The sequence below is a fragment of the Paenibacillus sp. FSL M7-0896 genome, from assembly GCF_037975415.1.
Lineage (GTDB): Bacteria > Bacillota > Bacilli > Paenibacillales > Paenibacillaceae > Paenibacillus_AQ > Paenibacillus_AQ silagei.
In genome coordinates, this window is sequence record NZ_CP150250.1 from 3466679 (window position 1) to 3486789 (window position 20111).

A 20111-nucleotide genomic window follows, 5' to 3' on the forward strand; every position below is an offset into this window, starting at 1 on the left:
AGCCGGGCTTTTTCATTTGATTACATTTTCGCTGATTAAAGTTAACCCTATGTAAAGCTGCCGTTAACATGGGAACGCCCCGTAAATTGAGTGTAAAGTAATCTGACATACCTAAAAATTTTACTGTTAGAACCAATATATCTCCATTCGTGCACGGCGGTTCACTTGTTAAGATGATACCTGTAAGTCAAAACCCGAAATATTGAAAGGTGGTCCAACACAAATGTTCGGAAAAAAGCTTGGGGTAGTTGCAGCATCCATCGCGCTCAGCAGTGTAGTGCTTAGTGCTTGCGGAGGAGCCAATGGTAACGAAGGGGCAACTCAGAATCAGGATGCGAAACCGGCGGAAGGCAAGGAATCTGTCTCCTTATGGATGTTCGATGCAGATCCGATGTATCAGGCTGCTGCCGAGGCTACCGCAGCGGAAGTCGGCGTGGATTTGAACTATGAGTACATACAAGACGAGACCTACAAGACTAAAATCAGTGTTGCACTGGCTGCCAATGAGCTGCCGGATGTCTTCCAGCAGCATGCCGGGAAGTCCTACCGGACCCCTGTACTGCAATCGAAAACGGTAGCCCCGCTGAACGATACCCTGGATTCCACGGGACTTGGCGCGAAATTTCTGGACAACCAGCTGGTAAAGGAGGAAGACGGCAATATCTATTCCGTTCCTTCCAACATCAGTACAACCCTGGTCTTCTACTATAACAAAAAGCTTATGAGCGATCTGGGCGCTACGCCTCCGGCAACCTGGGACGATCTTCAGGCGCTTGTAACCAAGGCCGAAGCTAAAGGGATCATCCCTATCGCCCTCGGCGGCAAGGAAAGATGGCAGGGCGATCTGCTGTACAACATGCTCGTAGCGCGTCAGGACGTTAACGCCTTAGACAATGCGATTAAGGGCGATGCGAAGTTTACAGATGCCCCGTTTGTAGATGCAGCGAAGCAGGTAGCCACCCTGGTAAGCAGCAATGCCTTCCAGAAGGGCTTCCTCGGCTCGGCTTACCTGGATGCCCAGGAGCTGTTCAAGAACGATAAGGCTCTGATCTGGATTGACGGCAGCTTCAACTTCGGCGCGCTGTCTAAGGCCATGGGCGATAATCTCGGATATATCGCATTCCCGAAGACTGGTGCAGAGGATGTCTACAGTGCGACGATCGGCTTCCAGAACTCGGCGGCACCTTACTCCTTGTTCGTGAACAACAGCTCTAAGCATCTCGACAAAGCCAAGGAATTCGCTATTAAGCTGTCCCTCAAGCTCAATGATGAATTCGTACGCAAAGGCCTGCCGGGCTATGCCGCCAGCGAAGTGAAGTCGGAGTCGCAGAATGAGCAGCTCTCCGCTTATGCTACAGATATCAGCAAAACAGCCAAAACCCAGGCGATGTGGTTCGGCCTGCTGTCGGCAGATACTGGTCAGGAATACCGCGATATGACGCAGCAGCTCTATGGCGGCAATCTGACGCCTGAGGAATACACAGCACAGCTGGAAACACTGCTCCGTTCGGCAGAGTAAGACAGGTTTTACAAATATAATAGGGGAAAGGCGATGCAGTCTCTTGGACCGCATCGCTTTTCTGCACTCTGATAGGTGGATAGTGATGGAAAGAGCGCTCTCGGATAAGAAATTAATCGCTTTGTTTCTAGTGCCCGGCTTAACTATATTTCTGGTCTTCTACTTCGTGCCGATCCTCATGACGGCGTATTACAGCTTCCAGGAGTGGGACGGGATTAACCCTATGGCCTTCGTGGGCCTGGACAATTACACCAAGATGTTCACCGCAGATAAAAACTTCTGGAAGGCGGTATGGAACAGTGTGGCCTTCCTGCTGACAGGCGTGTTCGTCCAGCTTCCGCTCTCGTTCGGATTGGCGCTGCTGGTCTCCCGAAAGATGAAGGGACGCAAATGGTTCCGCAATATTTACTTTTTCCCGGTGGTCATGTCAACGACGATGGTCAGTCTGCTGTGGGTCAAAATCTACGATCCGAACATCGGGATGCTCAACACGCTGCTGGAGGCTGCTCACCTGGGCAGCTGGGCCCAGGCCTGGCTTGGAGATACCAAGACGGCACTCTTGTCTGTTCTGATTGTAACAACCTGGCATTATGTAGGCTATAACATGCTGATCCTGTTCGCCGGTATCCAGGGTATCTCGGAGCAGTACTATGAGGCCGCGAAGCTGGACGGAGCCGTCGGCTGGAAGGCTGTCCGTTATATCACGCTTCCGTTATTGTCTGATGTGCTGCGGATCTGTGTCGTGCTGAACGTGATTTATGCGCTCAAGACTTTTGAAAGTGTGTATGTTATGACCAACGGCGGACCGCTGCATTCTACGACCATGATTGCCCTGAAAATGTTCCAGGAAGCGTTCCTGAAGCAGAACTTTGGTTACGGCAGTGCACTTGCTGTGTTCATGGTGCTGGAGTGTCTGATCATCGCCTGGGTGCTCAATAAAGTGCTTACCCGTGAAAAAATTGAATATTAAGGAGGACCGGACATGCTGAAGAGTACTAAAAACACAGGCCTCTATCTACTGATGGGCCTCATTGCCGTCCTCCAGTTGTTCCCGCTCTACTGGCTTGTGGTCAGTGCATTTAAGGATAATTCGGAGATTATAGGTGGAGTAGTCTGGGCGCTCCCTACAGAATGGCGGTTCAGCAATTTCTCAGAAGCCTGGGTAAGCGCCAAGGTGAATCAATACTTTTTCAATAGTGTGTCAGTTACGCTGATTACCCTCTTGTGCGTGCTGCTGTTCGCTTCGATGATGGCTTACGCGCTGACACGGATGAGATTCAAATATAACGGATTGATTCTGTTCATTCTGCTCATGGGGGTCATGGTACCGATTCATGCTACGCTGATTCCGCTGTTCATGATCCTGAAGAATCTCGGCCTTCTCAGCTCACGGCTGTCGATTATCCTGCCGTACATTGCTGTGAATCTGCCAATTGGCGTCTATATGCTGTCGGCGTTCCTGCGCAGCATGCCGAAGGAGCTGGAGGAGGCTGCGTTCATCGACGGCTGCGGGGTGGTGAAGTCCTTCTTCAAGGTCGTGCTGCCGCTGCTGAAGCCGCCGCTGGCCTCAGTAGCGATCTTCGTGTTCCTCGCCGTTTGGAATGAGCTGCTAATGGCGGCAACCTTCATCCAGAAGGAATCGCTGCGGACGCTGCCGCTCGGGCTAATGAACTTCAGCGGCCAGTACAGCATTAGCTGGGGACCGCTGGCCGCAGCAATGGTGATCTCTACGCTGCCGATTCTGCTCGCCTATGTGCTGTTCAGCGATCAGATGGAGAAGAGCTTCACCGCAGGTGCAATTCTGAAATAGAGAAAAGAGAAGGGTGAAAAGAGATGATGGAACCGGCAGCAAGCCGTAACCTGCGCAAGATCGTGATTATCGCTACCTCGGATGTTCATGGCAATCTGTGGGGCTACCGTTACGAAGACGGATTCGATACCGTAAATGACGGGCTCGCCAGAGTAGCCGCTTACGTCCGTGAACTTAGAGAGAGCGGGACGGAGATTCTGCTGATCGATAACGGTGACATCTTTCAGGGGAATATGCTGACTGACGATGTCTACAATAAGCGGCTGGATGACAGGCATCCGGTCGCGGCAGCACTTAATGCGATGGGCTATGCCGCATTGACCCTGGGCAATCATGAGTTTAACTTCGGCCTTGGCCTGATCGAGCGAATCAGGCAGGAGCTGAGCTTCCCGGTGCTCGCGGCGAATGTCTGGGATGCAGAAGGCAGACCGTTTGCAGAGCCGTATGTGATCCTTGAGCAGCAAGGCATCCGGATTGCGGTCATCGGACTGACGAACCCCAACGTTCCGCGCTGGGATGCAAATAAGGTTGAGGGACTAAGGTTCGGACATATGGCCGAGACCGCGCAGGCAATTGCCGCCTCCCTCCGCGCGGAAGGGAAGGCGGACCTGATTGTGATCAGTGCCCATGCGGGCATGGTCGCAGAGTTCGATGAAGAGGGCGGTTCGGATGCCGCCGGACGGATTGCGGAGCTTGTTCCTGAAGCAGATGTGCTGCTGGTCGGCCATATGCATATTACCGTGAACCAGAGGATTGGGAGTACGGTCATTGGAGGACCGCGGGACCGGGGACGGGAAGTTGTACGCTTCGACCTGACGCTGGAGCTGGACGGCGGCCCGCCTAAGGTTGTGAGCCGCGAGGTCACGGTGGTAGATATGAGCGGCTGGGAGCCGGACCCGGAATTGCACAATCTGGTTGCCGAGGCGCATGAAGAGACCCTCCGGTTCATCGCCGGAGGCGGCGGAGGCTCTTCGATAGAGGGGGAGGGCGGCGTCTTGGGCTATGCGGCCGCCGATTTCCAACCTGAAGAGACTGCCGGCCTGCCGGCGGGACGAGTGCAGGATACGGCGGTCATTACCTTGATCCAGCGTGCCATGCTGGAGGCCAGCGGAGCAGATGTTGCCGCTACAAGCCTGTTCAACGACAAGGCGGATCTGAAGCAGGGACCGCTGACGTATGCAGATGTCTACCGCATTTATCCTTTTGACAATGTACTGTATGTCGTTAGGGTCACCGGCAAGGAGCTGAGGGCTTATATGGAAGCTTCGGCTGCCCACTTCCGGCAGTGGCAGCAGGGGGACACGGAGATTGCCGCTGATCCCGAGGTTCCGAGCTACCTATACGATATGTTTGCCGGGATTAATTATCAGATCGATATCTCCCAGCCGGTAGGCCGGCGGATCATCCATCTGGCCTACCGGGGCAGACCGCTTGCCGATACGGACGAGCTACAGCTTGCCGTTAACAATTACCGCTACAGCAGCCTGTTGAAGGCTTCTGGACTGGTCAGCGCCGTCAAGCACTGGGAGTCGGATTGCAGCGTCCGCGAGCTGCTGGTTCATTACATCAGGGAGCGCCAGACGATCATACCGGAGGTAGATCATAACTGGTCTATTGTGGGGATGGATTGAAAAGGAGCAGCACCTCTCATTGATGAATGGTCAATGAGGGGGCTGCTCCTTTTTTTATTGTATAGGAAACTATAGTTTCCTTCTGCTGTGGAAAAGGTGTGTGTAAATTTGTGGATACGAATTCTTTGAAAGATTCGTAGAAGGACTTTGATGCTGAATGTGACTGAAGGCTGAGGGTATGCTTACAACCGAATACAATGGGCTGTTACAGTGGAATATGGACCCAATGTATGTGAAAAACAGCATACATTGTACTCGCAAGCAGGCATATGGACCAATGTATGTGAAAAACAGCATACATTGTGCTCGCAAACAGGCGCACGGCCTGAATATATGTGAAAAACAGCATACATTATACTCGCAAGCAGGCATACGACCTGAATATATGTGAAAAACAGCATACATTGTGTTCGCGCGAAGGTAATCTTGTTCATCCTTTAGGATGATTTTTTTCTGTTCACATATTTTCAGATATTAACCAACTATTGACAATCTGATGTATTAACTGCATAATACACTGTGTAGTGTATGAACCACTTAATACACACAGTTGCAAGTATAAGGGGTGTCAATATTGAACACAGTCAACGATTGGTCCGGCATCTCCTTCAATAGCCGTGATCCTGTTTATTCTCAAGTCGTTCGCCTTTTCAAAGAGAAGATCGTAACCGGCGTTATTCAGTCCGGGCAAACCATACCGTCCAGAAGAGAGCTGGCAGCAATGTTAAAGATCAACCCGAATACGGCTCAGCGGGCCTATAAAGAAATGGAGGATCAGCGATTGATTATAACAGAGGGGAACTCCCCAAGCCGCGTCACTCTGGAACTGGATGTATTAAGGCAAATCCGTGCGGAGCTGCTCGGTACAGCCGTTGAGGCCTTCGTGGCTTCCATTCGCAACATCGATGTTCCTCTTGACGAGCTGTTGAATGTGGTTCAACAGAAATATACCGAGGCACAAACGGAAATCAGCCAGAATCCCCCGGGAGACTCCGTTGATGATGGAAGAGGAGGAAAGAATCTTGATTGAACTTATGCATGTTAGCCAACGGTACAGAATCAGGGAGGTCCTTAAGGATGTCACATTCACTGCCGAGAAGGGACAGATCACTTGTCTGATCGGAGTTAATGGAGCAGGTAAATCCACTGTACTCAAAACGGTAATGGGACTTACACCGATTCAGGGGGGAAGCATTCAGATTGATGGCAAGCCGATTAGCCCGAATACTTATGAACAGATATCCTATATCCCGGACCATTTGGCTATTCCAGCTTCCATGAAGCTCTCTGATGCACTTCGGTTCATGGAAGACTTCTATAACAGCTGGAACAGGGAGAGGGCAGACGAACTTATGCGTTTCTTCGATCTTGATGGCAAGGAACGGGCGGGGCGCTTGTCGAAGGGGAATGCCGCGAAGTTCAATCTGGTGCTCGGCTTGGCTCAGAATTCCGATTATGTGATTATGGACGAGCCCTTTGCCGGGATTGACTTGTTCATTCGGGAGAGGATCGCAGAGGTGTTCTCCAGTGAACTGGTCGGCAACCGCGGTGTACTCCTGACGACACACGAAGTGAGAGAGATCGAGCATCTGATCGACAAAGCCGTATTGCTGCGTGATGGAACTGTAGCCCGTAGTTTTGAATGCGAACAAGTCCGAATGGAGGAGAACAAATCTGTCGTTGATATCATGAAGGAGGTGCTTCTCCCTTGAATCGATATCTTAAGCTTGTCCATCTGGAAGTTCACCGCTTCAGGTATGCTATCCTCAGCCTGATGTTCCTGACGGCTACTATTCAAATGATCGGACTGGTGCACACTACCCGGCTAAGAATTGCGGGGCGGAGAGAGGCAGCCCTCCTGGGAGATCATCCGCGTAACTTTTCATTTGCCGATATCATCGGAGATTCGCAGTTCTTGTTCACGATACCTATTTTGATCAGCATTATCGTATTGGGGTTGTATATCTTTGGGATTTGGTACCGTGACTGGACTGGCAGAGATAAGTTTGCCTACCGGTTATTCACCCTTCCGGCGGCAAGGCGCCACGTATACATGGCCAAAGCCACTGCAATCTTCATATTCGTCTTTGCTATGGTTTCATTCCAATTGTTGCTGCTGCTGCTCGAACGCCAGTTATTCGACTGGATGGTTCCCTCCGAATATCGGATGCCCTCACTTCTGGCCGAAGCGGTCGCTTCTAACCTGGTGTTTGTGCAATACTTGCTGCCGCCAGATGGATTAATGTTTGCCGTCTATTACGGAACCGGGATTCTGGCTGTCTTTGTGATCTTTACGGCAATATTGCTTGAGCGAAGCTACCATCTGGCCGGTATGATCTATGCAATCTTGTATGTTGCTTCATGCGCGGCGGTAATCGGATTCGCATTCTCCCTACATCCGTATGTGTATTTCTATCCCCGGGAGATAACAGTCATCCGTTTGTGCCTTTATATTGTTGTCATGAGCCTTACACTCACACTTGGCTTCAGGCTCGTCTCGAAGAAGATCACCGTTTAGGGAGTGAATGACTAGTGAAACGTTACACGATTACGGGCGCGCTTATTCTGTTAATAGTGGCTTCGCTTGGAACTTATTATGCTTATGGGGCAGAGTTGCGCCTGCCGGAATATCAGTTGCAGACACTGGAGGGGGATTCGGCCGAAGCGGCCCCTGTGAATCTGCTTGGGAGCTATGTGGGCGGGAAAGGCTCTTATGCTATTGAAGTGTCCGCATCGGGCAGCAAGAGAATTGAGCAAACATTTAAGGATCAATGGATGACAAACAAAGGACCTTCAGATGCGCAGGCTTATTCCGAGTTCAATGCGCTGTATGAGGAGTATTCAGAATTTATGAGGGGGAAGAAGGGGACGAGCGGCTATTACCGGGATCAAGACGCACTCATTTTTGCCAAGTCGGCTTCTATCGGTTCAACTAACTTGAAGCAAGAGGGCAAGATTCGCTGGAGCATCGATGTGCTGGATCTGACCACGCGAAAGCAAGTCCATTATACGGATGAGCAGCCCTATTCCGCACAATACGCCAACGTGGAAGACGTACAGAAGGCTGGGTCAGAAATTCATGTACTTACTAACGTTAACAAGGTGAACCAAGATCAGGAGATAATCGACAACGTGTATAATGCTCAGACGGGTTCACCGATCCGCAGTGTCAAACTGCCCTTAGGCAAATCTTCCGAAAAGGATCGTGAGCTGCGAATACAGATCATCACCGAAGAAAAGCCGATAGTTGCCAACAGCAGGGTGCTGTTTCTGGTGAAAGAGCGCAGCAAGATCTGGACTGATGGTACACCAGCGGCAACAGACAACACTTCTGTTGTGTTCTCTGAAAGACTTTTTGAATACCAATATGCTTCTGGAGAAGTGAACGAATTGCCGTTAGCTGCCAAGAGGGAAAAAGAACAAGCGCCGTGGGCTTGGACTCATTATATCCTGGAGGGAGATACGCTCACTATACTTCACACATCAGAGGAGGCGGTGACACTCAACCGTTATGACCTGTCAATCAAGATGGCTCTCCCCCAAGTGACTATACATGCGAGCCAACTCGGCAAGGGGAAAATCAGCCAGACCCAGGCGGCGAACGGCCGTGTGTATCTGCTGCTGCAAACCGGGAGCGATGTTATCAGGAACTACAGCATGCCAATTACAGCGGTAGCTGACATAACTGACGGCCATATTCTCTACAAAGGTACACCAGCGCTGGTCAAAGCCAATGGGAGACCCGTTAACCAGTTGGATGATGTCAGCTTATTGAATATGAGTATTACGCGATAAGTATCCCCCTGTTCATACTCCGTTCATATTCCCGTCATGTTGAGGACATCTTAAGCAGGTACACTCTACATATACCGCTAAGGCGAATCTACAGATAGAAGGACAGGAGAAGATGGACATGGCAGGAACCGCTGAAATAAATAAACCTGAAAAGGGACGCAAGAAACGGAGATTATGGTTGAAAATATTAGGTGGCATTATCGGAGTGCTCGTGCTGTTCATAGGCATCACCTTTATCGTTAATGTCATCAGTAACGGGATAGAGAAGAAGAAGATCGAATCGTACGGGCAATACGTCAATGTAGACGGGAAAAAGATGAATGTGCTGATTCAAGGCAGCGGTGAACAGACCATAGTTCTCTTGCCGGGGCAAGGAACCGCTTCGCCTGTGCTTGATTTCAAGCCGCTGATAGATCAATTGACGCCTTCGTACAAAGTCGTAGCCATCGAGCCTTTCGGCTATGGCCTGAGCGATGGGACGGATAAAGAAAGAACGACAGAGAATATCATCAGTGAAATTCATGAGGCTGTGGAGCAGCTCGGTCTGAAGCGTTACATTCTGATGGGACATTCCATTACAGGACTCTATGCTGTATCATATGTAAATGCTTATCCGGATGAAGTTCAAGCCTTCGTAGGAATTGACAGTAGTGTGCCCAATCAGCCAGGCATGGATGTGAAATTGCCTCTCGGAGCGATGAAGTTTGCTAAAGATTCAGGTGTAATGCGGCTGCTAACGAAGCTCAGCGGAGATTCGTTTAAATCGCTTGACTATGATGAGCATACCAAAGAGCAGATGAAACTGATCACCAATGTACACGGCAATAACTCCACACTGATGAATGAGCTTAGCCACCTTGGTTCCAATTTCAAAAACGGCTCAAAGCTGAAATACCCGCAGGATTTGCCGGTCTTGCTGTTCGCACAATCCAATAACGAGAACAACAAGCAGTGGATTCCGCTGCATGAGGAGCAGGCGAAGCAGTCTTCACAGGGTAAATTGATCCCAATGGTAGGCTCCCATTACCTGCACCATACGAAGTACAAAGAAATCGTCGAGGAATTCAAGGAATACATGAAGACCGTTCAATTGAAGCAAGCCCAGTAGGGAGAATGGAATACTATAGTGCGGCGCCCCTCGGGGTGCCGTTTTTTCGTAGAAAGATAAGAATTTATATGCTTTGCGCTATAATTATCCTTCTATTTCTCGCTGAAACGGTACCGTCCTTTAAAAGGACGGCAAAGCCGTTTCCACTTGATATAACTAATTATAAATGCTCAATTTCGCAACCTATTCCAATTATTGGAGTCTAATTTAAGAATCAGCAATTCTACAAATTAGATGAAATGGATGAGATGCACTTATGAAAAAATGTAGTTGGTTCCTCCTGTTGGCTGTCCTATTCTTATGCTTCCCGCTCAACGGGCAGGCCAGTGCCGCTGTGAAGACAAGTCCGACCATAATACTGGACGGGCAAGCGATCCCTATGCAAAAGAAAGACAAAGTTGAATTGATCAACGGCAGTGTGATGGTTCCCTTGCGGATCATTGCGGAGAATATGGGAATGGGGGTCCTCTGGAATCAACAGGTTGGAACCGTAACCATCCCGAAGGAATCCGGCAGTATAGTGCTGACGATCGGCCAAAAGAAAGCCCTGATCGATGGGGCCTCCCATTCGCTGGCCACCGCTCCCCGGAACCGTAACGGAACCACGCTGGTTCCGCTAAGGTTCATCAGCGAAGCCATGGGTGTCCAGGTGAGCTGGGACAACAGTCTCAAGGTGGTGGGCTTGACTTCAGCCCCGCTTCCGCCGGAGCAGCCGGCCATCACTCCTGCTCCGGCAAGCCCTGAAGTCCCGGACCAGCCGGTGCCCCTGCCCGCCGGAGCCGCGGCGACTTCCACCGTCCATAGTCTCAGCTTCAGCGATGACCGCCTGATGCTTGCTTTTACCGGCGATGTCCAGCCGTCTGTACATACCGGAAACGAACCGCTGCAGATTATAGTGGAGCTGCCCCGAACGAACTTTTCCGCAGATTTCTTACAGACAGTATCGTGGGATAGCCGCACCCAATCCGGCGAGCAGACCGTTACCGGCGTTCCCAATGTCAACAAGCTGTATTACGGGCTATTCGAACCGGACGCCGCCACCTTGCGGGTTGTGATTGCGCTCTCTGCGGATACGAAGTATACCAGTTACATCGAGGAGGATGCCGCCTCCCGGCTCCTGGTCGTCGATCTGAGCTCTGCCACAGCCGAATTGCCTCCGGCAGAGCCGGTCCAGCCGGGCAACGGGAAGAAGACCGTTGTTATTGATGCCGGCCATGGGGGTGCGGACCCGGGAACGATCGGCATTACGAAGAAGCTGGAGAAAGATTTCAACCTTAGCGTCGCCTTGAAGGTGGAGCGCCTGCTGCTGCAGGAGCCGGCGTTCAATGTTGTGATGACACGCCGTGAGGATACCTATCCGCCCAACAAGCAGCGGGCAGAGATGGCCAATGAGCTGCAGGCCGATGCCTTCGTCTCCATCCATGGCAATTCTGTCACAGGGTCGCCCAAGGTGCGGGGAACCGAAACCTATTATTACAGCCAGGAGAGTAAAGCCTTCGCCGATATCATGCATCGACATCTGCAAGGGACCACCGGCTTTCCGGACCGCAAGGTTAAATACAACAAATATATCGTATTGAAATATTCCAACATGCCCGCTACGCTGCTGGAGGTTGGTTTCTTGTCCAATGCCGCCGAGGAAGCCATCCTGTTCTCCGACGATTTCCAGAACCGGGTAGCGGCTGCTATCGTAGCGGGGCTGAAGGAATATTTTAGGATCGCTTGACCCCGTCTATTCCTGCATTTATAGCTTTCAAGATCGCGGTCCGCTCCTTATAATATAGAGAGTGAAAGGAGAACCCCGCCTTAAGAAGCTGAGCGTATTTTATCGATAAATAGGGGGTTAAACGATTGAATCAGCATGACCAAAGCGCAAATCCAGCAAGCCTGTTCCGTAATCGCTTTCTGCAGACGATTTTATTATCCAGTGTGCTGCTGCAGATCGGGATCTGGGTGCGTAATTTCGCCATTCTGCTCTATGTTGCGGAGCGGACCAATAATGATCCCTACGCCATTTCGCTGATCAGCGTAGCTGAATTTGCACCTATCTTTGTTTTTTCCTTCATTGGAGGAACCTTTGCGGACCGGTGGCGCCCGAAGCGGACGATGATCTGGTGTGATTCCCTGTCTGCGGTATCGGTGTTCGCCGTTCTGCTCAGCATTCACTTCGGTTCGTGGGAATCCGTGTATCTGGTTGCCTTCATCTCGGCCATACTGTCGCAGTTCTCACAGCCTTCCAGTATGCGGTTATTTAAGTTCCATGTACCGGAGGAACAGCTGCAGCAGGGGATGGCGCTCTTCCAATCGCTGATGGCCATCTTCATGGTTCTCGGACCTATATTAGGCACTTTCGTATACAGCACCTTCGGCCTTGAGATCTCCATTGCCGTAATGGGCGTTGCTTTTCTGCTGTCGGCGCTCGTGCTTATTCGTCTGCCGGAGGATCATATGGAAGCCGGGACAGTTGCGGCGAAAGGGCAATTCCGTAAGGACTTCACCGAAGGCTTCCGGTATGTCTGGCAGAGCCAGGTGCTGCGGATGCTCGGACTTGCGTTTGTACTGGCGGGACTTGCCGTGGGCGCAGCCCAGGCACTGAATCTGTTCATCGTTACAGAGCGGCTTGGCCGAAGCAAGGAGTTCCTGCAATACATGCTTATGGTCAACGGTGCAGCCATGCTGATCGGGGGAGGGCTCGTAGCCGCCTTCGCCAAAAAAGTTCCGCCCCAGCTGCTGCTCGCCATGGGGATGCTGGCAGGTGCCGTATGTACGACCATTGTCGGGTTCTCGACAAGCATTCCGCTCACGCTGACCATCCAGTTCCTGAACGGGCTGATGTTCCCTTGTATTCATATCGGGATCAGTACGATGATTCTGAGATGGTCTAATAGCTCCATTGTCGGCCGGGTCAACGGGGTGCTGAATCCGATGTTCGTCGGGATGATGGTGGTGTCCATGTCGCTGTCGGGTGCGCTGAAGAGCGCTTTGCCGCTTAGTACCATTTACAGCGGAGCCGGACTCCTGTTCCTCCTGGGTGCACTTATGATGTTACCGATCATGAAGCATAAGGCGCCGGATCAGGCGCAGGCTGCCCAGTATTAATTTAATGATTTCTTTACAGGTACTCTTAATAAGAGTACCTTTTTATACATAACAGGCTACAACGGAGGCCCTTAAATATGACACAAATATTGCTGGTTGAAGACGATCCGGCCATTGCGCGCAACCTGGTGCTGCTGCTTCACTCGGAGGGGTTCACCGTCACGCACGCGCCTACGCGCAAGGAAGCAGCGGCTGCGCTTGACGGACATACGTTTGACCTGGCGCTGATTGATATCTCATTGCCGGACGGCAATGGCTTTACGGTATGCACGGAGATCAAGGAGGAGCAGGACATTCCCGTCATCTTCCTGACGGCTTCGGGCGACGAGGCGAGTGTGGTGACCGGGCTGAATATGGGGGCGGACGACTACATCACCAAGCCGTTCCGGCCACGGGAGCTAATCGCGCGGATGGGCACGGCTCTGCGAAAAAGCGGGCGCTCCGGGTCCGCTTTTGATCTCGGCGGGCTGCATGTTGATCCGGCCAGCGGAGTTGTGAAAAAAAACGGCCGGGAGGTATTCCTCTCCGCGCTGGAATACCGGCTGCTGCTCGTATTTGTGAACAATCCCAGAACCATTATTACACGGGGCAGACTGCTGGATGAATTGTGGGACGCGGCCGGCGAGTTCGTCAATGACAATACGCTGACTGTTTATATCAAGCGCTTGCGGGAGAAGATCGAGTGCGATCCGGCAAGCCCGAAGATCATCCTGACGGTGCGGGGGACGGGATACCGGCTGGGGGGCAGCGATGCTGCGCAATAGAGAGGTCCGGCAGTTTGCCGTGGTGTTCGTCCTCCTCGCCGCCGCCGCTGTAACGGCTGGATTCGTCATGAACACGGCAGCGGGCGTCCTGGCCATAGGCTGCGCTGCTGCTTTTGGCATAGCGTTCGTTGGATTTACCCGGGCCAGATACAGGAGCCTGGCGAGATTGTCCGATGAAATTGACCGGGTGCTGCATAATGCGGACCATCTGTTCATCGCTAATTCGGAAGAGGGCGAGTTATCCATCTTACATAGCGAGATTACCAAAATGACGCAGCGCATCCGCGATCAGAACCGCGAGCTGATCAAGGAAAAGGGTCATCTTGCCGATTCCCTGGCTGATATCGCCCACCAGCTCCGTACCCCGCTCACCTCGGTGAACCTGATTATGACGCTGCTTGCGAATAGTCCTGCGGAAGACGAGCGGAAAGCTTTTATACGGGAGACCGAGGAGCTGCTGATGCAGATGGATTGGCTGATTACCTCTCTGCTCAGGCTATCCCGCCTGGATGCGGGTATTGTTGTATTTCAAAGCGGGCCTATCGCCGTTAACGACCTGCTCCGCACCGCTGTTCGTCCGTTCCTGATCCAGATGGAGCTGCGCAATGTAGACTTAAGGATCGATTGCCCTTCAGGAGTAGTGATCCAAGGCGATCCGGCCTGGCTTCCGGAAGCGATCCAGAATATCCTGAAGAATTGCCTGGAAAGCGCAGGGGAGAATGGGAAGATTGAGCTGGTCTGCACAGACAATCCGCTGTATACCGAGCTGATAGTACATGACAACGGCCCGGGCTTCAGCAAGGAAGAAATCCCCCGGCTGTTCGATCGCTACTATCGCGGCAGTAACCCTAAGCATGCAGGGTACGGAATCGGCCTCGCCCTCTGCAAAATGATTATCACCCGGCAGGGAGGAACCGTTACCGCACATAATCATCCGCAAGGCGGTGCGCTCTTCAGGCTTCGTTTCCCTAAGTGACGGATCTCTCACCTGAAAGTCACAGAGATGTAAGCTTGCGGCTCTATGATAGGGACAGATCAGGTGAAGGGAGAATTGCAGCATGGAGTTTTTGAGAATTGACAAGCTGAGCAAGGTCTACGGGAAGGGAGATAACCGGGTTACAGCGCTGGACGAGGTGTCTCTGACGATTGAGAAGGGGGAGTTCACGGCGATCATCGGCTCCTCCGGCTCCGGGAAGTCTACCTTGCTTCACATCATCGGCGGAGTTGATGTGCCGACAAGCGGCAATGTTTATCTGGACGGACAGGATGTATATGCGCAGAGCAATGACAAGCTGGCGATCTTCCGCAGGCGGCAGGTCGGGCTGATCTACCAGTTCCACAATCTGATTCCCACGCTGGATGTGGTCGAGAATATCACCTTGCCGATTCTGATGGACAAACGCAAGGTCAACGAGGAGCGGCTGAACGATTTGCTTGAGCTGCTGGGGCTGACGGACCGGAGAACGCATCTGCCGAATCAGCTCTCGGGCGGACAGCAGCAGCGGGTATCCATCGGACGCGCACTGATGAATGCCCCGGCGGTCATGCTGGCGGATGAACCCACAGGCAGCCTCGACAGCCGGAATGGACATGAGATTATTAATTTGCTGAAATTAAGTAATCAGAAGTATAGGCAGACCCTGCTCATCGTTACGCATGACGAGAATATTGCCCTCCAGGCAGACCGGATTATCGGCATCTCGGACGGCCGGGTTGTGCGGGACGAACGGGTACGGCCATGAATATTTTCAATAAGGTTACCCTCCAGAGCCTCAAAAAAAGCCGCACGCGGACCATTGTAACGATTATCGGAGTAATCCTATCCACCGCTATGATCACTGCTGTCTCCACCTTCGCCGTATCCTTGCAGAGCTATATGATCAAGGGCTCCATTGCCAAATACGGCGGCTGGCACATCGGGTTCCCGGCTGTGGATTCCTCCTTCCTGCAGGAACGGACACACGATCAGGCCGTAGCCCGTACAGCATCCTTCGAAAATATTGGCTATGCAGCACTTAGCGGCGGCAAGAACCCGGATAAGCCTTATCTGTTCATTGCTGGCGTAAGTGAAGACGAAGCTTCCCCTGGTACCTTGCCCGTCACTCTGGTCTCCGGCCGAATGCCGGATAACAGCAGTGAGATTCTAGTCCCGTCACATCTGGCGGCGAACGGCGGGATCAAGTTCGCGGAGGGCGACACGCTCACACTGGGTGTGGGAGACCGGATGAACGGCAACCAGCGGCTGAACCAGCATGATGCCTATCAGGCGGATAAGGCCGCTGAAGCTTTGGTGCCCCGTGCAGAGCGAACCTACAAGGTCGTCGGAATCTGCGCAAGGCCTGCTTTTGAGGAATCCGCTGCACCAGGCTATACCCTGATTACCAGAGCCGATCCGTCAGAGCGGGTGGACAGCTTCAGCTTATATGTTACCCTGAAGCATCCGCGTGAAGTGAAGGCTTACGCAAGCAGCACCGCTTCAGGCCATACTTACATCTACAACGATAATGTGCTGCGCTTCATGGGCGTCTCAAGCAGCGGGTTGCTAACTGCTCTACTGTACACGGTTGGTGGGATCGTCGCTTTTATTATTGTGACCGGTTCGATCTTCATGATCTACAACGCCTTCACCATCTCCCTGAATGAGCGCACACGCCAGTTTGGCATTCTCTCATCGGTGGGAGCCACAGCGAAGCAGTTGCGTAACTCTGTGCTGTTCGAAGGTCTGTGTATTGGTGCGGCCGGAATACCGGCTGGCATTCTCTTGGGAATAGGCAGCATGGGACTTGTGCTAATGGCCGTATCCAGGAACTTCGGGAATATTCTCTATTCCGGCGTACCTCTGAGCTTGAAGGTGTCTGTTCCGGCCATTACGTGTGCGGCAGCACTAAGTATGGTTACGATTCTGATCTCGGCCTACATTCCGGCCAGGAAGGCGGCAGGCACTCCCGTGATGGAGAGTATCCGCCAGACGAACGAGGTCAAGGTTGAAGCCAAGGCCTTGAAGACGTCCAGCCGGGCGCAGCGTATCTACGGTCTCGAAGGCACCCTTGCACTTAAGAATTTCAAAAGAAACAAGAAACGCTACCGCAGCATTGTGCTGTCGCTCATGTTAAGCGTCGTGCTGTTTATATCGGCCAGCGCTTTTGTCACTGATTTGAAGCAGATGTCGGAACAGGCAGTAGCGTTCACCACCTATGATATCGGCTTCGCCACACCAACGATGAAAGACAGTGAAATGCTGGCGCTCTACGACAAGCTCAGAACCGCAGGCGGCATCTATGAGAGCTCTTACCAGACGCTGCTGAAAGTGACGGGGACAACCCAGGCAAGCGAGCTCTCGGATGCCTATTGGGGCACAGAGGGGGACTCGGGGAAAGCAGTCAATGATGGAAAAGCAGGAAATGCAGGAAAAACAGATGCTCCTTCGCCGGGCCGGTCGGATGAGCAGGCAACGCTGCCCGTAGATCTGCAGTTTCTGGATGACAAGGCCTATCTGAAGATTCTCGAAGGGCTGGGCTTGTCCGCAGCGGAATATACAGGTCCGGACGCCAAGTTCCTCGCCTTTGCCAAATCGATGAGTCCTGCCGACGATAAGCGGCTGAAGGAGTTTGACGAGTTCCTTAATTTGTTCAAGCGTTCATCCTCTACCCTGACCATTGCCCCTGAATCAGAGGGAGGGTCGAAGACTGGGCAGGGGCATGACGTAACGGTTACGTTCGTAGAGACTGTACCGCCGGATACCCTGCCGGTTACAGGAAGCCCCGCCTCTAGTCAACCGTTCTTCTTCCGGATAATCGCTCCTTATTCACTCATCGGCAAGTTTGAGACGGCGGACAGTCCGCCGGCAGTGAAGGGCCTGACCTTTCGTTCCAAGCATCCGGCACAGTCGGTCGCGGAGATGGAGAAGACGATCCAAGGTGCGCAAATTACGGATGAGTATAAGCTGTACAATGTGTATGCGATGATGGATGAGAGCCGCAATACGATATTCATCATCAACGTGTTCGCCTATACCTTCATTATCATGATCTCACTGATCGCGATTGCCAATGTGTTCAACACGATCTCGACGAACATTAAGCTGCGCCGCCGGGAGCTGGCGATGCTCCGCTCAGTGGGGATGTCCGACCGCAATTTCCAGAAGATGATGAATTTCGAGTGTGCCTTCTATGGCATGAGGGCGCTCTTGTTCGGGCTTCCCGCCGGGCTGGCCTTCTCCTGGCTGATCTACCGGGGCATGCTCATCGGCGGGGCGGACCAGATTGACTATGTCTTCCCTTGGGTCAGCATCGGAATCAGCGTGTTCAGCGTGCTCCTGATCGTATTCGTCACCATGCTGTATTCGGTCAGCACAATCAAGCGGGAGAATATCATTGATGCGCTGCGGGATGATATGACTTGATAGCAAGTAGGTTAGAACTTCACGCATGGGTAGGGACATGGGCGCGTGTCGTTACACTTAGCGGCAAACAGTTGGATTTTGTACACTTGCTGATATACGAATGAATCTTGGCGAGCTCGGATAGCTGAGCCAATTCAGCCGGTTTCGGCGCAGGACGGTATAGCCGCGCCCTTGCGGGATTGCAATTTTAAAAGAGACCTGTCTAATGTCTAGGGATTAGTGCAGGTCTCTTTTTATTACACAGGGAAATATGCAACTATCTCCCATTTTTGTCGTCCTATAATTATAGAAGAAAGAAGGAGGTTTCAATGTGATAAAGCGAAAACTTGTAGTCCCAGCAGTAGCTATTTCTTTTATTCTATCGTTGGCGGGCTGTACCGGCGGGGATAACAATGACCAAGCCCTACAAGGTAACAACTCTGTTCATCCCGTGTCCAGCCCCAATGACGACAGCAGTACGCAGACCCTAACAAACTACGACTTTGAGTCAGTCAAGAAAATCACGGTCACCAAATTACTCAACATGGCACCGGAGAATCCTCAAGATCCCATGGAATACACAGATCAAGAATCTATAGAAGTGATTACCCGCGCGATCCAAAGTGCAGCCCCCTTACCAGGGGTTCTAAATGTGACTGATGCCAACTACGATATCTTTATGGAATCCGCAAAGAAGAAATATGCGTTTCAGCTATGGATCAACGAGGAGAGCGAACAAGCCATGATTATGGATATGAGAGATACGCATACCGGATATACGCTGACTAAGGAAGCTACGGCTGAATTGAAGAAGAAGGTGTTCGCAGAATCAAGCTTGGAAGATCTGACGTTCAGAGCCGTGAGGAACTCTGCCGGAGATCTTGTGGCCAGGCCGATCGGTCTGCCGGAAAATAACTATTCGCTAAGCGGAGGCCCTGCCGTTGAATTACAGGGGATAAAATATAATACCGTGCACCTCTTTTACGGAGACCATAACGCAATCAACGCATTAATATCTCATGATCCTTCTACGGATGAAGTAGGTGTAAGATGGAGCGATACATTGAACTCATCAGACAATCGCTGGAATAATTCATTTATGAGCAGTTACAATATGCTATTTCCAATGGATGAAGACCATCTGTTGTTTCTGGAATCGGAGCTGACGGAGAAGGCAGGACAATACCACTTGTCCGCTTACAATGTAACCACGGGAGCTATTGAACGTCTCCGCGAAGACTTTTGGCCGCTTACACCTGATTACGATTATATCTATAAGCAAGAATGGAGAGCGGATGAGCAAAAGCTATTCCTGCAAAGCTACCTTGGCAATGTATGGATCTTTGATCTGAAAACAGGCAAGGATGATGTGCATCTATTGAAATATCCTGTCATCCCTCATTCGACGAGTGGAGCGCCTTCTCTCTTTCTTGCTCCAACGTTGGAGCGGTTTGTCCATGATGATGAGAGCGGACAATTGACATTCTACAATAATAAAGGCGTTCCGTTACGCATGGTAGCATTGCCGGCGAATCAATATGTGCCATCTGAGAAAATAAAGTGGAACCCGGCGGGGACCATTGCCTGGATGGATCAATCCTTGGATGACCGCAAGCGAATCCTGGATATCGATATTGATTATTTAAAAATAGCTCCGCAGGTCATACACTTCTACGATAAGGACGGGCTTCTTATTGCTTCCATTCAAGCGCAAGATAGCAATGATGATTCGGCAGTGGAGGTTACAGGATGGAGGGATGCTAATATTGCAGTGATTAAATCCTATACTTTAGAGCCTTCGCCCACGGGCTATTCAGCGCCGAAGGCGAAGGATACTTCTTACTTTCTCTATGATGTAAAAAACAACAAGAAGAAGGGAAGCTCTTCTAATTCTATACCGCCTGATACAACGGTTATTTCAGATCGTGAAGCCGTAGGCACGGGGAATAACGGAAACATTATTGTTAGTAATACGGAGATAATTTATAAAGACAGGAACTGAGA

General features: G+C 51.6%; 16 protein-coding genes. All 16 read left to right on the forward strand.

Translation table 11 applies throughout. From position 1 onward, the window contains the following. The first annotated feature begins 223 nt into the window (after window positions 1-223). The 16 genes from MKY12_RS14665 (at window position 224) to MKY12_RS14740 (ending at window position 20109) form a co-directional block, all read left to right on the forward strand. Entirely contained in the window at window positions 224-1519 is a 1296-nt protein-coding gene (locus MKY12_RS14665) for an extracellular solute-binding protein (protein ID WP_339314300.1), read from the forward strand. A gap of 85 nt (window positions 1520-1604) precedes the next feature. Next, the gene (locus MKY12_RS14670; protein WP_339314302.1) at window positions 1605-2489 is read left to right on the forward strand and encodes a sugar ABC transporter permease; all 885 of its coding nucleotides are present in this window, start codon (window positions 1605-1607) and stop codon (window positions 2487-2489) included. A gap of 12 nt (window positions 2490-2501) precedes the next feature. Then, entirely contained in the window at window positions 2502-3329 is an 828-nt protein-coding gene (locus tag MKY12_RS14675) for a carbohydrate ABC transporter permease (RefSeq protein WP_036726921.1), read from the forward strand. A gap of 23 nt (window positions 3330-3352) precedes the next feature. After that, on the forward strand, window positions 3353-4960 hold the full coding sequence (locus MKY12_RS14680) for a 5'-nucleotidase C-terminal domain-containing protein (protein ID WP_339314304.1): 1608 nt from the start codon (window positions 3353-3355) through the stop codon (window positions 4958-4960). Window positions 4961-5534: 574 nt separating this feature from the next. After that, window positions 5535-5990: a GntR family transcriptional regulator gene (locus MKY12_RS14685; RefSeq protein ID WP_339314306.1), complete on the forward strand. Its 456-nt coding sequence runs from the start codon at window positions 5535-5537 to the stop codon at window positions 5988-5990. After that, the gene (locus MKY12_RS14690; protein WP_339314308.1) at window positions 5983-6672 is read left to right on the forward strand and encodes an ABC transporter ATP-binding protein; all 690 of its coding nucleotides are present in this window, start codon (window positions 5983-5985) and stop codon (window positions 6670-6672) included. The genes MKY12_RS14685 and MKY12_RS14690 overlap by 8 nt, the downstream gene beginning before the upstream one ends. Continuing rightward, the gene (locus tag MKY12_RS14695) at window positions 6669-7478 is read left to right on the forward strand and encodes a hypothetical protein (protein WP_339314310.1); all 810 of its coding nucleotides are present in this window, start codon (window positions 6669-6671) and stop codon (window positions 7476-7478) included. The genes MKY12_RS14690 and MKY12_RS14695 overlap by 4 nt, the downstream gene beginning before the upstream one ends. 14 nt (window positions 7479-7492) lie before the next feature. Then, window positions 7493-8755, forward strand: coding sequence for a hypothetical protein (locus tag MKY12_RS14700; protein WP_339314312.1), 1263 nt, complete (start codon window positions 7493-7495; stop codon window positions 8753-8755). A gap of 118 nt (window positions 8756-8873) precedes the next feature. Next, window positions 8874-9863 (forward strand): alpha/beta hydrolase, encoded by a 990-nt coding sequence (locus MKY12_RS14705; protein ID WP_339314314.1) that lies wholly within the window; start codon window positions 8874-8876, stop codon window positions 9861-9863. Between the two features lie 256 nt (window positions 9864-10119). After that, entirely contained in the window at window positions 10120-11589 is a 1470-nt protein-coding gene (locus MKY12_RS14710; protein ID WP_339314316.1) for an N-acetylmuramoyl-L-alanine amidase, read from the forward strand. A 125-nt stretch (window positions 11590-11714) separates the two neighbouring features. Beyond that, window positions 11715-12962 (forward strand): MFS transporter, encoded by a 1248-nt coding sequence (locus MKY12_RS14715; protein WP_339314318.1) that lies wholly within the window; start codon window positions 11715-11717, stop codon window positions 12960-12962. 77 nt (window positions 12963-13039) lie between these two features. Continuing rightward, complete coding sequence (locus tag MKY12_RS14720) at window positions 13040-13726, forward strand: response regulator transcription factor (protein ID WP_339314320.1); 687 nt, start codon at window positions 13040-13042, stop codon at window positions 13724-13726. Then, window positions 13713-14702, forward strand: coding sequence for a HAMP domain-containing sensor histidine kinase (locus tag MKY12_RS14725; protein WP_339314322.1), 990 nt, complete (start codon window positions 13713-13715; stop codon window positions 14700-14702). Before MKY12_RS14720 ends, MKY12_RS14725 begins: the two co-directional genes overlap by 14 nt. Window positions 14703-14784: 82 nt before the next feature. Next, window positions 14785-15468, forward strand: coding sequence for an ABC transporter ATP-binding protein (locus tag MKY12_RS14730; protein ID WP_036726914.1), 684 nt, complete (start codon window positions 14785-14787; stop codon window positions 15466-15468). After that, complete coding sequence (locus MKY12_RS14735; protein WP_339314324.1) at window positions 15465-18128, forward strand: FtsX-like permease family protein; 2664 nt, start codon at window positions 15465-15467, stop codon at window positions 18126-18128. Before MKY12_RS14730 ends, MKY12_RS14735 begins: the two co-directional genes overlap by 4 nt. Window positions 18129-18438: 310 nt before the next feature. Then, a complete protein-coding gene (locus MKY12_RS14740) occupies window positions 18439-20109 on the forward strand; it encodes a hypothetical protein (protein ID WP_339314326.1) in 1671 nt (556 codons plus the stop codon). Window positions 20110-20111 lie beyond the last annotated feature (2 nt).

Bases quoted from the DNA above. Each gene is read 5' to 3' on its own strand.
- MKY12_RS14665 (WP_339314300.1), top strand. From the start codon at position 224: ATGTTCGGAAAAAAGCTTGGGGTAGTTGCAGCATCCATCGCGCTCAGC.
- MKY12_RS14670 (WP_339314302.1), top strand. From the start codon at position 1,605: ATGGAAAGAGCGCTCTCGGATAAGAAATTAATCGCTTTGTTTCTAGTG.
- MKY12_RS14675 (WP_036726921.1), top strand. From the start codon at position 2,502: ATGCTGAAGAGTACTAAAAACACAGGCCTCTATCTACTGATGGGCCTC.
- MKY12_RS14680 (WP_339314304.1), top strand. From the start codon at position 3,353: ATGATGGAACCGGCAGCAAGCCGTAACCTGCGCAAGATCGTGATTATC.
- MKY12_RS14705 (WP_339314314.1), top strand. From the start codon at position 8,874: ATGGCAGGAACCGCTGAAATAAATAAACCTGAAAAGGGACGCAAGAAA.
- MKY12_RS14710 (WP_339314316.1), top strand. From the start codon at position 10,120: ATGAAAAAATGTAGTTGGTTCCTCCTGTTGGCTGTCCTATTCTTATGC.
- MKY12_RS14720 (WP_339314320.1), top strand. From the start codon at position 13,040: ATGACACAAATATTGCTGGTTGAAGACGATCCGGCCATTGCGCGCAAC.
- MKY12_RS14725 (WP_339314322.1), top strand. From the start codon at position 13,713: ATGCTGCGCAATAGAGAGGTCCGGCAGTTTGCCGTGGTGTTCGTCCTC.
- MKY12_RS14730 (WP_036726914.1), top strand. From the start codon at position 14,785: ATGGAGTTTTTGAGAATTGACAAGCTGAGCAAGGTCTACGGGAAGGGA.
- MKY12_RS14735 (WP_339314324.1), top strand. From the start codon at position 15,465: ATGAATATTTTCAATAAGGTTACCCTCCAGAGCCTCAAAAAAAGCCGC.